Here is a 15,113-nt window from a genome sequence, read left to right on the forward strand (position 1 = left end):
ATGAAAAAAAATAAGAAGAAAAGCTCTTCTTAATAAAATCTTTAACAATAATCATTTTAAGTCCTATCCACTCCAGCAGACATGCCTCCAGGATTATTCGGATCAATAATTGCAAGATTCATAAGCTTCTGTCCGATATTAGCCATTGCCATTGCATCATCATTTTCTAAAGCTTCAGTAGCTTTTTGTTTTAAATCGTTGACCAAAGATTCATCTTCATCTTTATATTCAGCGAACATTACCAAATACAGTAATGCATTTTTAATATCTTCAAGAACCTGAGTTTCAGGTGTGCATCTAACTTGAAGGGCAATTAACGAATCTATTATTTGATTAACTTTAAGTGAATCTTCATTTTCAATAGCTTCATCTAATTGTCTTGAAAGGGTGTCAAATTCTTCCCTGTCCTCAAAAGATCCGTTTTCATTGACTAACTTTTCAACATTATCCCTTATATTCTTAACTTCTTCAAACTGATTTTTTTCATCAAAAAATTTATTAATATTGCTTAGAATTTCATTTAATTTATTGATAAGTTTATTTGCTTGATTAAGTGCACCGTCATCGTTTTCTGCACCATCCATGAAATCTTCAATATTTTCAATGATGTTTTCCTCATCAATTTGATTTAAATAGTCTTTTATTTCATCGGTTGCATCATTTGCACTGCATTTTGATTTTACTTCTTCATAATTACTTTTTGCTTTGATGAATTTATTATTTACCTCATTAAAATTGAGAATTTCAAGATTCGGGTCAATTTTAAATGGAAATTTCTGACCTATATCTAAAACATTTACATCAAATTTCATTACACGTGATTCGTCAATATCAACAGTGACTGTAATTTCACTACCTTTTACCATGGTTTTTTCAACATCAACACCGGAAATTATTAATTCTCCGACTTTTTGATTATTGGATGCAATTTTAGCAGTGCCATTATACAAAGGCATTGAAATAAAACTTGTTTCATCACCTTTTGTAACCTCAGATGTTGTTTTGAATGGTTCCATATTATGATATGGTAAAGGTGAACCTTCCTTAGCTAAAACAAATAATGTATCATCATATAATCCCAATCCTAATGTGTGCGGTAAAATAATAGTTGGCTCAAAACCGGCAGTATATTCAATTGCATTAGCCGAATTTTCATCAAGTTCAACTAAAATTCCATTTGGATCATATAAATTAATTGAATATTTATTTGATTCATCTTCAGGCATTAACTCAAATTCAAAAAAGCCATCATCCTCAACAGAAATCTTTCCTGTGCTTCTTTTTGTTTTAATATTTATTGCTTCAATAGTAAAACCTTCAAAGTCATCAACTTGATCGGATAAAACTTCACCTGAAACAAAAAATTCCTCATCGATTGGACCGGTAGCATCATAATCTAGCTTTAATGCAAAACTGCCTGATGAAAGTTCCACATAAGGATCAGGTATGGTTCCTGCAAATAATGCTGATCCCTTAGCAACAACAGTTGTTGGGTCAATATCATATTTTAAAGGTATATCAAATGATTTTTCTAAATTTTCACGTATAACCGGACTAAGAGTTGAACCCCCAACAAGAATAATGTAATCAATATCATCGACATTTAATTTAGCTTTTTTTAATGCATCATTACAATGGTTAATTGTTCTTTTAATATAGGATTCCATAACTCCTTCAAGCTCATCCTTAGTTAGATTATATTTAAAATCGTAAATTTCATTTTCATGAACTAATAAGCTATCAACAAATATTCTTGATTTATCCAATCTTGATAAATCTTTTTTAGCTTCTTCTGCAGCACCTTTAAGTTTTGCAAATGCCTTTCTGTATTTTTCCTCATTCTTTTTATTGAAATCCATTAGACCCAAATCGGCACTGATTTTTTTGGCGAAAATTTTGAATACAATGTCCCAATCTATTAGATTTCCGCCAAGATGCTCATCTCCCGAATGGGCTAAATTTTCAAATTCATCATCTTCCAATTTCACAATAGAAACATCGAAAGTGCCGCCGCCTAAATCATAAATTAACCAAGTTCCATCTTCATTTGATAAGTTATAATAGGCATAAGCTGCTGCAACAGGTTCCATTACATTCCAAGTATTTTTAAAGCCAGCAAGTTCTGCAGCTTTTTTAGTAGCTTCATTTTGTATAGGTCCAAAATCTGCAGGAACTGTAATTACTACAGAATGAACTTTTAAATCCAATTGTTTATAAACAGAATTTTTTAAGTCCTTTAAGACTTCAGCAGATAATTCTTCAGGCAATAATGTTTTATCTGAATCTTTAAAATGGAATCCTTTGTTCATCCCCATGTTAAGTTTAAATTCAGCGGTTGCATTATCTGGATCAAGTAAAACCTGTCTTTTTGCCGAATCCCCAACAAGAACATTGCCTTCCTCATCCATAGCAACAGCAGAAGGCGTGAAATTTCTGTTACTAATTAAATTCGGAACAATAGGAGTGTCATTACCTTCACAATGGGCAATGATTGAAGTTGTTGTTCCCAAATCAATACCGAAATCAACCGTTTTTGTTCTCAATTCATCAGAGTTGTTTGACATGTTATTCACCATTATTATATTATTATTTAGTCCCTGCTTTTGTAACAACGACTTGTGCTTTTAAAATTTTGTTACCTTTAAAATAAATTTCCGGTTTTTTAGTTTCCGTAATTGTAGGTTCTTTTAAATTAGGATCAGGATTTTCAAAAGAAATTAAATCAATATCCATATTCACGTCATATTTTTGACCGATAGGATCTTTCACTTCAAAACCCCACTTTGACAGTTTTGACATTAAAAGATTATAGTATTCCACAGTAGAGTTAATAGGGCGAATCGAATCATTAATTATCTTTTGACACATTTGAACTTCACTTAAATCCTTGCCGAGTTTTGCAGCATCAGCTTTTGGATTTTCCATGATTTTCAATAATTCTTGTTCTTGATTTGACAATAAATTACATACAACACCTAATTGATTGTTTTCTTGATAATCAGTTACAATCCCTCCGATTTTCCAAATATTTATTATCATTTCAACCAATATTCTATTCATCTTAGAGGAAATGGCGGGATTTTTGGAATCTAAAACCTGAATGTCTTTGACAAGTTTTGCAACTACCTTTTCTATTTCCTGCATACGATTGATAAAAATCATGTCAAGTTCGGATGATTCTTTTTTATTTGGATTAGGTATTGCCTGTTTTGGATTTTTCAACATGTTTTGATTTATTTGATTCATATCTATTTTAGCCCTAGGAGGAATATTTTTTGTATTATTTCCTTTTTGATTTCTATTAAATATTCCTTTAACAGAATTTAACGGATTTTCACTCATATTATCACTACCCTATAGCATATTAATAACCACATTAAATGCAATGGATGCTAAAATCACTGCAGCAACGAAAATGAAAAATCGTTTATTGTAAGAGAAAGTATTATGAACTATAGGCATTATCTCATCAAGTCTTATATCTAATGAATTTTGACCGGTGCCAATATTTATTTTACCTTCACGTATTTCATATCCTAAAGCTATTACTTTATATTCATAGTTACCTTTAGGTAAGTCATATATAGTAGTTGATCCCGAAGTGGTCATGACTTCCTCAAACTTCTGACCAGTTTCAGAATTAGACAACATCACAACAGCGATTAAATTATTGCCCTTCTGGTCTTTAACAGATACATTAAGATTAGCTGAGTTAACATCAGAACTTGTTTCGTCAAATTTAATTTCATCAATAGACAAATCCGCACGTATATTCTCTTTTAATGCCTTATCAGTGACATTTTCATATAACATATTTAATAAATCTATAAATTTCTTATAACTTGCATCATCCACTAATTTCATGAAAATCAATATTTCAGCGGTTGGAATTTTATTTAGCAAAAATCTACAAGTATTATTCAATAAATTATTTGCAAAAGTGTCATTGCTTAATGAATCGTGTAATATTGATAAATAAGGCATTATCTCATCACTATAATCAAATAATAAATTAAATTTATCCTTTTCATCTGCACTTTCAAAAGACCTTACAAAAGAATCCTTATTTCGATTTATTGAATTTTCAATGAGATTAGTAATTTTAGAAGAGACTCTTGAAATAACTGATTTATCGAAAGGAGAATTTTGAATACAGTCAATGAAATTAGATACACAATCCAATTGTGTTTTTGTGATATTTGAGGAGTCCAAATATTTTTTAATAAAAATATAATTAATATTTAACAAATCATAAGGCAATTCTTCAAATATTTCATCAACAAACTTTTCAGTCAAACGAGGATGATTCAAAGTATTGACTCTTTCTTTAACAAAGTTTTTAAAGTTATTTGAATCAATAATTCGTGACCAATAATTTAATGAAAGCTCTAAATCATCAAATAACATTATATCCCCATCACCATCGATAAATCCATCTAATGCTCTAACATGATATAAAACAGCCAAATTATGGATGGAAGTCATATTCATAGTGTTTGATATAGATGTGTCATTCCAATAAGAAATAGCTTCATAATATTCACCGTCTTTTAAATATCCTACAATTTCATCATCTAAATCACTGTCAAATGATTTTGGCCAAAACCAAAAAATTTCATCTATCAATCTTGTTTCAACATCTTTTAATCTATTTTTTGCATCCTGATACTCATTATATGATGGCTCTGGTGAAACTGGCAATAAAAAATCCATTTTAGAATTTTTAAAAACATCAACTAAAGGTTCAGTATCATTAAAATCTTTTCTTTCTCTGTATCTATTAATTTTAGAAATACGATTATCAATTTTTCTATTTTTACTTGTTATATCCAAACCGAGAATTCTAAAACCATTTGTCCTGTAAATATTTTCATGTATATCCATCGATTACACCTCACATAGATAAACCACGCTTCCATAAAGATAATTTAACAGAATATTTATCTTTTATAACATTATCTGTAAGAATAGCAAATTCCATTAACCTAGCAACTTCAACTTTTTTAGAATCGTCCCATCTATATTTCTTAATTAATTTAACTGATTCATTTACAATTTTATCAACATCACATGTTTTTAAAGTATTAATAACCGGTTCATACATTTTCTTAATATATGGATAATCCTCCATTAATTCATTAAGGTAATCAACCGCCTCATTAATATTTTTGTTTTCAGACAAATCTGACAATAATGACCATAAACACACATAACCTTCATATTTTCCATTTAAGTTAGGATTATATGCAATTGCTTCCTCTAAAAGGTCGCATGCAAGTGAATAACTAGGGTTATTTTGACTGTATACATTAAACGCCTCTTTTTTTAATTTTTCATCAGGCATTTCATCTTTCCATAATCTAAGGCGATAAGTATATTTTTCACGAACATCAATATTGTTAATAATTGCTTTTTCAAGAATTTCAATAGCTTCCTCAAGTTTATTTTCCTGTTTAGCTAATTTGAAAGCTTTTGACAACATGTCTTCCATACTTTCGCTGAATTCTGGATCATTAATGTTTCCTTCATCATCCTCATCAATCGAACCTGAAGAAGATATTTCAGAAGTATAAATCATAGTTGTTTCATCTACTCCCAAATCATCCTCCATAAAGTCATTGATAACTTTTAAAAGTTCTCCTGAATTACTATATCTTTCCCTTGGATTAACTGCCAAGCATTTCATTACGATTTCATTTAATTTTGGAAATATTTCTGAATTATACATACTAGGAGGTTTTAATTGCCTTTCCCACGGTTTTCCAAAAAACATGTCCCCCATATCAAAATGTAAGATGTCATAAGGGAATTTATTTGTTAATAACTGATAAAATATAACTCCCAATGCATAAATATCGCTCATTGCAGAATAACTCTTTTTAAAACATTCAGGAGCCATGTAAAGTGGCGTTCCTGCAACAGATAATTTATCAAATGATTTATCACTATCTTTTGCATTTGCTAAACCAAAATCAGTAATCTTAATAAGTGGCTTACCATCTTCTATTTTCATTAAAAGATTTTGAGGTTTGATATCCCTGTGAATAATTTTAGGATTGTTATTATGCAAAACATCCAATCCCATGGCAATTTGTTTCATTATGTCTAAAACCTCAATTATAGGCATTATTTTATCCTGATTTTCAAAAGATTTCCAATATTCCCATAAATCACCACCTACAACATATTCCATAACAAAATAGGCATAATTTTTATCACGCCTATCCTTTAAGCCGAAATTAAAAAGTCCATTTTTATCCTGTCCCGAAACTGATATAATCCCTGCATCATGCATACTAATAACATTTTTATGCCTAATCAAGGTAGCAATTCTTGCTTCTTTAAAAATATTATCAATATTTTTAGCAGGCAAAGGTTCCTTGTTAATTTTCATTGCACGGCGATCATTTAAGTAAATATGTTTTGCAAGATAAACATCTGCAAAACCTCCAGCGCCCAAAAATTTTTCAATTTCATACTGGCCTCTAAAAAATTCCTCAACCATTTGTTTTACTTCATCATGATTCATAATAACACCCTTAGTTAACCTTAAATTTTAAATCATTACGTACTGCTGAAATAACAATTGTATTTCCCTCTTTAACTTCTCTATTGACAATCATGTCAGAAATTGGATATTCTACAAGCTTTTCTACAGTTCTTTTAAGATATCTAGCTCCAAAGTTTGCATTATACCCTTTACTTACAAGATATTTATAAACTGAACCCTTGATTGTAAGTCCAATAGCTTTTTCAGACAAAAGGCGATTTGCAAATTCATCAACATACAATTTTACTAAAGATTCGTGGTCAGATTTCGTTAATGAATTAAAAATTATGACATCGTCAATTCTATTTACTAATTCTGGTCTCATTACTTGTGCTAAATTATCCAATATATTTAATGTATTCATATCTTCCTGAGTCCCTCCAAATGCAACATTATAATCTTGTCTTGTTTCAAGTTGAATGTTTGAAGTCATTATAAAAATACAATTTTTAGCATTTATGGTATTCCCTTTTCCATCGGTTAGACGTCCTTCATCAAATGCCTGCAGAAACACGTCGAATATTTTAGGATGTGATTTTTCAATTTCATCTAATAACACGATTGAATAAGGATTATTCTTAATTGCATTAGTCAAAAATCCTCCTTCATCATTGCCTTTATAACCTGGAGGAGCACCTATTAATTTTGAAATTGAATGTTCTTCTTTATATTCTGACATGTCCACCCTGATTAAAGATTTTTCATTATCAAATAAAAAATTAGCTAATGTTTTCGAGAAAAATGTTTTTCCAACACCGGTTGGCCCTAAAAATAAAAAAACCGCCAGAGGTTTATCCGGATTATTAATGCCTGCATAAGAATTTTTAATTCTTCTTGAAACTTTTTCAATAACATGATCCTGACCAATGATTTTTGATTTCAGAAATCCTTCAATTTTTTGAGCTTTATCCAATTGTGATGATTCATCAGAAATAGGAACTCCAACCCATTCAGAAACAACTGTTCTAACATCTTCTTCACTAACAATAGATTCTATACTTAAAGAATTAGTTATATCTAATTTTGGAATAATTTTACGAGAACATGCTTCATCAATTACATCTAATGCCTTATCTGGAAGGTTTCTATCAGGAATATATCTCACCGATAAATTCACAGCAGCATTAATTGCTTCATCTGAAATTGTAACATTATGATATTCCTCATAATTCTCTTTTAAACCTTTAAGAATGAATAATGTATCTTCAGGAGTAGGTTCTTCCAATACAACCGGTTGGAATCTCCTTTCAAATGCAGGATCTGTTTCAAAATATTTTCGATATTCTTGTAATGTAGTTGCACCTATCATTACCAAATCACCATTAGCTAATGCAGGTTTTATAATATTGGAAGCATCTAAACTGCCGCCACCAGAACCTGCCCCCAGCATCGTATGAATTTCATCTACAAATAAAATAACATTAGGATTATCCTTAGATTCATTGACAAGTTTAGTTATTTTTTCTTCAAAGTCTCCGCGATATTTAGTTCCTGCAACTAAAGAAGCCATGTTTATTTCAATTATTTGTTTATCATTTAGGAAGTTTTTCATACTTCCATCAAGAAGTTTTATAGCCAAACCATTAACCAAAGCAGTTTTACCAACCCCAGGTTCGCCTATAATTAAAGGATTATTCTTTTTGTGTTTGTTTAAAGTTCTAATAACCTGCAATAATTCATCGTCCCGTCCAATTACAGGAGTTAACTTTCCTTCTTTAGCTAATTCAGTTAAATTAGTACCATATTTAACCAATATACTATTAGAAGATAATTTTAATCTTTTTGATTCATTAATATTTAAATTAGTTTTCAATTCCTCAAATTCCACATTATTATCTTCAAAAAAAGTCTTGATAATATCTGAAGGATTATTTAAAATGGCTTTTAAAACGTGAATACAGCGAACCTCTTCACTGTTTGTATTTTCAGCAATATTATTTGCATCATTAAAAATAGCTTTACAAGACTCAGACCTTGAAATCATTTGGTTTTCAGATTCAAAATTCCCATTTCCCTTTAATTTACGAATTTCATGTCTTATGAATGAAGTTTCAATATTAAATTTTTTAAAAAAATCGATTATTTCATCATTTTCAATATTGATATTTCCCGCATAATCATCATTAAAATTAATCTTATTCTCATTAATCAAAAATACTATTTTTTCCATACTGCAAATACCGATTAATAGTTCATCTTCAGAAAAAAATTCTTGTTTGAGATTGGCGGCTTCAGCGGCACCTAATTCCCATGCCAAATATACACTTTTAGATAATCTAACCATGTCTTAACCTCATAATAATATTTGAAATTAATATAATGTATGTAAACTCCATTAATCATGTGAAACTAGTTTTATAGTCATTAATTTCTACGGAAAACAAAAATTAAACCAACAAATAATGAAATAATTAATCCAGTATATATTGAACCTAAATTTAACATTGAATATGGAAAACTGATATCTGGACCAAATATCCTTGTAAAACCAAAATTCAACATTGAAAAAGCAATAATTATTGTCAGTATAACTCCAACTATTGCCGTTGATTTTGTTGTAGCTGCAGAACTTAATATCGCACCTGCCATAATTGCCATGAGAATATACAAGATAAATACTAATAAAATATTATCTCCTAAAACAAAGTGTACTACTGCAGATAGAATAATTAAAACTATGAATAAACTTATAAGTGCCCCTAATGTGGCGCCAAGTATTTCGGATACATCCATAATATTACCTCCAATTAATATATATTATTAAAAAAATATTTAAGTAAAATAAAGTATTTACTTTATAGAAGGATATCCAACAGAATTATTGTCAGAAAAAATTAGTTTTAGCAGATTTGTTGATTTATTTGTTAAACTATTAATAAATTGAGTTTTAAATGGTGTGCTGTGGATTTTTTTAGCAGAAACTGGTGTTTATCTATTTTTTGAGTTAATGGCATGTGAGCTGATTAAAATTTGATTTAGCTAGAGTTTAAATTTAAAACACTTAATATTTAAAAAAATAAGAAGATAAAATTTAATTAAATTTTATCTAAAGCTTGGTCGACATCAGCTAAAATATCTTCAATATCTTCAATACCAACAGAGAATCTTATCAAATCAGGAGTTACACCAGTGGATAATTGCTGTTCTTCAGATAATTGGGAATGTGTTGTTGATGCAGGGTGAGTGACTAATGACTTTGCATCACCAATATTTGCTAAAAATGAGATCAATTCAACATTTTCAATGAACTTCAAAGCTCCATCATAACCTGCTTTAAGACCGAATGAAACAATTCCCCCATAACCTTTCTCAGCATATTTTTTAGCTATTTCATGATTAGGAGAAGATTTCAAGCCAGAATAGGTTACCCATGCAACTTTTGGATGAGCTTCTAAATGTTCAGCTACCGCCATTGCATTTTCCGCATGTCTTTCAATTCTCAAACCCAATGTTTCAAGACCTTGCAATAGTAAAAACGATCCAAATGGAGAAGGAATTGCTCCTGTATCCCTTCCAACTACTGTTCTTAATCTTGTTGTAAAAGCAGATCCTTTAAAAGTTTCAGCAAAAATCAAACCATTGTATGTTTCATCAGGCTCGGATAGTGTTGGAAATTTACCGCACATCCAATCAAAATCCCCTTTTTCAATTACAATTCCGCCAAGAGTTGTACCATGCCCGCCGATGTATTTAGTTGCAGAAGATGTAATGATGTCTGCTCCATGGTCAAATGGCCTTACAGAACCAATACCGACAGTATTGTCTGCAATTAATGGAATTTGATGTGAATGTGCGATTTCAGATAATCTATCAAAGTCAGGAATATCTAATTTCGGATTTCCAATGGATTCAACATAAATTGCACGGGTTTTATCATCAACAGCTTTCTTAAATAATTCTGGAGATTGTGAGTCAACAAACTTTACATTACGTCCCAATTCTTCTAGAGTATTTTCAAATAATTCATAGGTTCCACCATATAAGTTATCTGCCGATACAATGTTGTCCCCTACTTGGGTCAGGTTAATTATTGCATAAAAAATCGCCGCCATTCCGGAAGCAGTTGCATAAGCAGCGGTTCCACCTTCAATAGCAACCATTCTTTTTTCAAAAGCTTCTGTTGTTGGGTTATTTAACCTAGTGTAAATATTTCCTCCTTCTTTGAGTGCAAATCGATTTGCAGCTTGTTTGGGTGAATCAAATACATAAGAGGTTGTTTGATAAATTGGTGTCACTCTCGAACCTGTTTCATCAACTTCTTCTTGACCTGCATGAACACCAATTGTTGAAATATTTTTTTTATTTTTAAATTCGTATGGCATAATAATCATGTGAATATTTGTTAGATGCATTATATTAAATTATTTGAAATACATGTCACCATCAATTTTGTTCTTTTAGTTTGTAAGATATTCTGATTAGCTATTTAATATACATCAGAAAACAGATTTTGATGAAAAATTTGTTTAAAATGAACTCCAAAGTTTGAAATTACCATATTAATGTATCCAAGTCTTTTTTGGTACCATACAAAAGTAAAACACGATAGCTATTTTTCATTATGGAAAATCACTACTTTAGAAAAAGAAGTTAAAGAAAAAGAAGCTCAAGCAGAGAACATGGAAGAAAGACTATCAAAAATTGAAAGTTTATTTAATGATGTTGACAAATTAAGTGATGATGATATCTTTAATTTATTTGCAAGAAAAAATGATTAACTCAGTTATAAAATGAAAATTTTAATCAAAGAATAAATAAAAACAATACTTAAATCAGAATAGGATAAAATGAATGACATTTATGGAAAGATTATTCAAACTTGAAGAGTTAAATAATTATTGAAAAAAATTAGTTTTAAATGAAATGGTAGTATTCTACTTCCACTTCATTTTCATATTCAAATCTGAGGAAAGCACCTTGATTATCTTTAAATAATACAGTTACGGTTTCGTTTCCTTGGTTCCATGTTGTACCATTGGTGCTTTGTTTTAGTTCTGTCCATGTTATTGGTGTTTCACTACATAAATAATGGTTGTTCTTGGATTACTTCCATGTTTTCGTTTACTGTTTTTTCCAGTGTTTTTTCTAATAGTTCATTAATGCTTTTGTAATTGTTTTGTTTTTTTATTAATTGCATTCTTTCGTTTAATTTTTTACTTATTTTTATGCTTGTGTATTCACTCATTTTTGTTCACTCTCTTTTGTAAAAAATTTAAAATAATAGAGTTTTATTTTAGATTAACTCTATATTATGAAGTTTATTATTAGACATATTGCAAGTAATATGAATAATATTTTTGTATCTTTGTTTTTTTGGTACAGTATAGTATTCCTATTGCTAAGATTAACGCTATTAATGATACATATATCATATTTTTTTTCCACCTCTATTTTATACAAAAGTAAAACACGATAGCTATTTTTCATTATGCATTTGTTTTTTTATAGCTCCAACTAGGTCATTGAACAATTCAACAACTTCCGGGTCTTGATGATTGAAAAATAAGCTTTCAGATTTATCAAGATTCATTATTTCCAACATGTCCTCTTCATCTAAAACGAAATCAAATACATCAATATTTTCTTCCATTCTTTCTTTATGAGTTGACTTTGATAAAACGACTATGCTTCTTTGTAACAACCATCTCAATATCACCTGGGCAACCGTCTTATTGTGTTTTTCACCAATTCCAACAAGAGTGTCATTAGTAAAAATATTATCTTTTCCTTCCCCAAATGGAGCCCATGCAGAAATTTGAACACCATTTTTCTCCATATTGGCTTGAGCTGGATATTGAGCATTAAATGGATTAATTTCAACTTGATTAATTGCAGGAATTATCTTACGTCCAAATAAACAGATATCAGTTAATCTATCTGGATAAAAATTTGATACTCCTATAGCTTTGATGATTCCATCTTCATATAACTCTTCTAGTGCCTTATATGCACCATAGTAATCTGCAAACGGTTGGTGCAGCAATACTAAATCAATATAATCTAAGCCTAATTTTTCTAAGGATTCTAAAACAGATGATTTGCATTTGTCATATCCATAGTTTTCAATCCATACTTTTGTTGTGATGAATAATTCCTCACGTGGAACTCCACATTTTCCAATAGCTTCACCCACTTCCTTTTCATTGAAATAGCTTTGTGCTGTATCAATTAATCTATAACCTGCACTAATTGCATCTAGTACTGCTTGTTCTGTATCTTCTGGAGGTATTTGATATACTCCAAATCCAAGTATTGGCATTTTAATACCGTTGTTTAATGTTAAATATTGCATTTTATCACCTTAAAATCCAAATAAATCTTGCACATCCAACATTACATCAACAATGTGCACATTAAATGGGCATCTTGGTTGGCAGTCCCCACAGGATATGCATTCAGATGCATTGAACTTTAAATTGTTGTAGTGTTCCTGGACACTCGCAGGTACTTCATCATGATTTTTTGCAAGACCAAATAACTTATTCACCATAGCTATATCAATTTCAGAAGCACATGGAACGCAATGGCCACAATATGTACATTGCCCTTCAAATGAATGTTTAGGTGCATTTTTTAAAACTTCACTATAATCTTTTTCCGACTGTGTTGCATCGCAGTATTTAAGAGACTCCATTAATTCCTCTGGAGTTTTAACACCTACAAAAATACTGTTTACTCCTTTTTGTTCTAAGCAATAATGTATACACTGAATTGGGCTTAAAGCTACGCCAAATGGAGACGTTTCATCTGAAAGTAAGTTTCCACCAGCAAATCCTTTCATTACTGTCAGTGCAGTTCCATTATTTTGACATAATTCATAAAGTTCCGCCCTTTGAGGATTTGAACTTGATAGTTCATTATCATATGCATCTTCCTTTCTATATTCTTCAATATCATCCATTGCACCAAACATATCATATGCCGGGTTAATTGAAAACATTAATAATTCGATTTCTGGATTTTCAGCAGCCAATAATCCAATGTCGGGATTATGTGTACTTAATCCAATGTGAGCTATTGTTCCTTCTCCTTTAAGTTTTTTAGCATACTCCATAAATGGACCGTTCATTATCTCTTCATAATCTTCAATTTGGTCCACATAATGAATCATGCCGAAATCTAATGTGTCAATTTGAAATCTTTGCATAAAATCTTCAAATGCAGGAATTACTTTATCCATTTCACGGGTCCTAACATATTGATTGTTTTGCCAGGTAGCCCCTAGATGGCCTTGTATTACCCAATTTTCACGATTATCCTTAATAGCCCTTCCCAAATGGGAACGTACATCATGTTCACTCATCCAACAGTCAACAAAATTAATCCCATTAGCTTCACATACTTTAATTAATTCTTCAGTGTCTTCATATGACCTTTCTACCAAAAATTCAGCACCAAAAGCAATTTCAGATACTTTAATGCCTGTATTGCCTAGTTCACGATATTGCATATAACTCCTCTATACTACTATTTAATTTCTATATAATTAAAAGTTTAATATTTAAGGTAGTTTAACATAAATAAAATATAATGTATGAAAAAGAATTCATTTTAAATGAAGTTAATTCCATTCGAGAAGAAATCGGTCATGATAAAGTTAATATTTTCATTGAAAAAATATATTTTGATGAAAAAACTAATGAATTATGGGTTATAACTGAAGACAGACCAGACAAATCATCCATTATTGGAAAAGGCGGTTGGGTAGTAGGTAAACTTAGAGAAAAATTGGGTCTAAATAGCATTCATGTTGAAAGTTATGGCGACTTTTTAAATAAGGAATATAAATTAAAATTATCTAAAAAAACATTGCATAACTTGAACTTGAATTCAACCGGCTTAAAAAACCTAGAAAAAACAATTGATAATAAATTAGATAAGATTTATAGTTTCAACTTCGATGATTATTTCGCTCAAAATGAATTTGAACAATCAGAAAATACAGAAGCCCTTGTTGCACTTTCAGGTGGTGTTGACAGTAGTTTTTCACTTATATTGGCTAAAAAGTTAGGTTTCAATCCCATTGCAGTTACGGTTGATCCGGGAACTATAATTTTGCCAAAGCAATTTAAACAAAATATTGAAAGTCTAACCAATCGTTTAGAAATAGCTCATGAATATATTCCATCTAACTACACGAAAGTAATCCAAGAATCATTTACAGGCAATCTTCACCCTTGTGGAAAATGTTCTAAAAACACATTGGAATTAGTTAAGGAATATGCAAAAGATAAAGAAATTCCAATAATTATCTTCGGAGATATGCTTGCAACTGGCAGCCAATGTATGAATTTGCAAGAAGAATCATTATATCGATTAAACCTTCCAGCTAGTTTGAGTGTTGGAAAACAAGAGATAAAATCCTTAATCCGGAAATATGATTTACAAGAGTTTAAAGGATTTGGTTGTCCCCTTCTTTATGAAGTTCACAAAAAATTTCCATATATGAGGAAATTTTCAATACAGAGAATACTAAGAGAAACTCGTTCAGGTGCACTCGAACCGGGTGAAGCACTTGATTTGATTTGGAGTTTTACAAAAAAAATAAATTAAAAGAGGTAAT

The 15,113-nt window shown here is 30.3% G+C and carries 12 protein-coding genes; 2 read left to right on the forward strand and 10 right to left on the reverse strand.

What is annotated here, in order from left to right:
• Nucleotides 1-56: 56 nt before the first annotated feature.
• The 7 genes from Q9969_RS03185 to Q9969_RS03215 all read right to left on the reverse strand — a co-directional run bounded on the left by Q9969_RS03185 (nucleotide 57) and on the right by Q9969_RS03215 (nucleotide 10,872).
• The gene (locus tag Q9969_RS03185) at nucleotides 57-2,564 is read right to left on the reverse strand and encodes an Hsp70 family protein (protein ID WP_305554366.1); all 2,508 of its coding nucleotides are present in this window, start codon (nucleotides 2,562-2,564) and stop codon (nucleotides 57-59) included.
• A 22-nt stretch (nucleotides 2,565-2,586) separates the two neighbouring features.
• Nucleotides 2,587-3,342 (reverse strand): hypothetical protein, encoded by a 756-nt coding sequence (locus Q9969_RS03190; RefSeq protein ID WP_305554368.1) that lies wholly within the window; start codon nucleotides 3,340-3,342, stop codon nucleotides 2,587-2,589.
• Between the two features lie 12 nt (nucleotides 3,343-3,354).
• The gene (locus tag Q9969_RS03195; protein ID WP_305554372.1) at nucleotides 3,355-4,884 is read right to left on the reverse strand and encodes a carboxypeptidase-like regulatory domain-containing protein; all 1,530 of its coding nucleotides are present in this window, start codon (nucleotides 4,882-4,884) and stop codon (nucleotides 3,355-3,357) included.
• Nucleotides 4,885-4,894: 10 nt separating this feature from the next.
• Nucleotides 4,895-6,529, reverse strand: a complete 1,635-nt coding sequence (locus Q9969_RS03200; protein WP_305554375.1) for a serine/threonine-protein kinase — start codon at nucleotides 6,527-6,529, stop codon at nucleotides 4,895-4,897.
• 10 nt (nucleotides 6,530-6,539) lie between these two features.
• Nucleotides 6,540-8,834 carry an ATP-dependent Clp protease ATP-binding subunit gene (locus tag Q9969_RS03205; protein ID WP_305554379.1) on the reverse strand — a complete coding sequence of 765 codons (2,295 nt, stop codon included), beginning with the start codon at nucleotides 8,832-8,834 and terminating at the stop codon, nucleotides 6,540-6,542.
• 80 nt (nucleotides 8,835-8,914) lie between these two features.
• Nucleotides 8,915-9,283, reverse strand: a complete 369-nt coding sequence (locus Q9969_RS03210) for a hypothetical protein (protein WP_305514002.1) — start codon at nucleotides 9,281-9,283, stop codon at nucleotides 8,915-8,917.
• 302 nt (nucleotides 9,284-9,585) lie between these two features.
• Entirely contained in the window at nucleotides 9,586-10,872 is a 1,287-nt protein-coding gene (locus Q9969_RS03215; protein WP_305555005.1) for an O-acetylhomoserine aminocarboxypropyltransferase/cysteine synthase family protein, read from the reverse strand.
• Between the two features lie 180 nt (nucleotides 10,873-11,052).
• Here Q9969_RS03215 and Q9969_RS03220 point away from each other — a divergent pair, with 180 nt between their 5' ends.
• Nucleotides 11,053-11,268 (forward strand): hypothetical protein, encoded by a 216-nt coding sequence (locus Q9969_RS03220; protein ID WP_305554382.1) that lies wholly within the window; start codon nucleotides 11,053-11,055, stop codon nucleotides 11,266-11,268.
• 299 nt (nucleotides 11,269-11,567) lie between these two features.
• On the opposite strand, the gene Q9969_RS03225 is transcribed toward Q9969_RS03220, so the two are convergent.
• The 3 genes from Q9969_RS03225 to Q9969_RS03235 all read right to left on the reverse strand — a co-directional run bounded on the left by Q9969_RS03225 (nucleotide 11,568) and on the right by Q9969_RS03235 (nucleotide 14,000).
• Nucleotides 11,568-11,735 (reverse strand): hypothetical protein, encoded by a 168-nt coding sequence (locus Q9969_RS03225; RefSeq protein WP_305554385.1) that lies wholly within the window; start codon nucleotides 11,733-11,735, stop codon nucleotides 11,568-11,570.
• A 231-nt stretch (nucleotides 11,736-11,966) separates the two neighbouring features.
• On the reverse strand, nucleotides 11,967-12,842 hold the full coding sequence (locus Q9969_RS03230; protein ID WP_305554387.1) for an aldo/keto reductase: 876 nt from the start codon (nucleotides 12,840-12,842) through the stop codon (nucleotides 11,967-11,969).
• Between the two features lie 9 nt (nucleotides 12,843-12,851).
• Complete coding sequence (locus Q9969_RS03235) at nucleotides 12,852-14,000, reverse strand: aldo/keto reductase (RefSeq protein ID WP_305554390.1); 1,149 nt, start codon at nucleotides 13,998-14,000, stop codon at nucleotides 12,852-12,854.
• 80 nt (nucleotides 14,001-14,080) lie between these two features.
• Here Q9969_RS03235 and Q9969_RS03240 point away from each other — a divergent pair, with 80 nt between their 5' ends.
• Nucleotides 14,081-15,103, forward strand: a complete 1,023-nt coding sequence (locus Q9969_RS03240; RefSeq protein ID WP_305513997.1) for an ATPase — start codon at nucleotides 14,081-14,083, stop codon at nucleotides 15,101-15,103.
• Nucleotides 15,104-15,113 lie beyond the last annotated feature (10 nt).

Origin of the sequence: Methanobrevibacter sp. V74, assembly GCF_963082495.1 — an archaeon.
In the GTDB taxonomy this organism is placed as follows: Archaea; Methanobacteriota; Methanobacteria; order Methanobacteriales; family Methanobacteriaceae; genus Methanocatella.